This is a genomic window from Streptococcus sp. GMD4S, from assembly GCF_000296955.1.
Window position 1 is genome coordinate 1 of the sequence record NZ_AJRE01000395.1, and the last position, 588, is coordinate 588.

The 588-nt window shown below is 49.5% G+C and carries 6 tRNA genes; all 6 read right to left on the reverse strand.

From position 1 onward, the window contains the following. Positions 1-65 precede the first annotated feature (65 nt). A tRNA-Leu gene (locus tag GMD4S_RS10115) sits at positions 66-149 on the reverse strand. A gap of 9 nt (positions 150-158) precedes the next feature. Continuing rightward, positions 159-230, reverse strand: a tRNA-Gln gene (locus GMD4S_RS10120). A gap of 13 nt (positions 231-243) precedes the next feature. Continuing rightward, positions 244-316: transfer RNA gene (locus GMD4S_RS10125), tRNA-His, on the reverse strand. Between the two features lie 14 nt (positions 317-330). Further along, positions 331-401 (reverse strand) — tRNA-Trp (locus GMD4S_RS10130). 11 nt (positions 402-412) lie between these two features. Continuing rightward, positions 413-493 (reverse strand) — tRNA-Tyr (locus tag GMD4S_RS10135). A 17-nt stretch (positions 494-510) separates the two neighbouring features. Continuing rightward, positions 511-583 (reverse strand) — tRNA-Phe (locus tag GMD4S_RS10140). Positions 584-588 lie beyond the last annotated feature (5 nt).

Here is a 588-nt window from a genome sequence, read left to right on the forward strand (position 1 = left end):
TCAGCGTTACAAATTCAACAAATAAAAGAAAAAGACAAGGTCCGAAAACCTTGTCTTTAATACTATACCGGCGGCCGGGGTCGAACCGGCACGTCCTTGCGGACACTGGATTTTGAGTCCAGCGCGTCTGCCAATTCCGCCACGCCGGCAAATAGTAACTGGGGTAGCTGGATTCGAACCAACGCATGAGGGAGTCAAAGTCCCTTGCCTTACCGCTTGGCTATACCCCAATAATATAAAATAGGCGAGTGATGGGGATCGAACCCACGCATGCCAGAGCCACAATCTGGTGTGTTAACCACTTCACCACACCCGCCATAATCATATTAACACGGGCAGTAGGAATTGAACCCACACTGAAGGTTTTGGAGACCTTAGTTCTACCTTTAAACTATGCCCGTAACTAAAGTAATGGAAGGGGAGGGATTCGAACCCCCGAACCCGAAGGAGCGGATTTACAGTCCGCCGCGTTTAGCCTCTTCGCTACCCTTCCAAGTTATAAACAAAATATGGCGCGAGACGGAATCGAACCGCCGACACATGGAGCTTCAATCCATTGCTCTACCAACTGAGCTACCGAGCCAAATT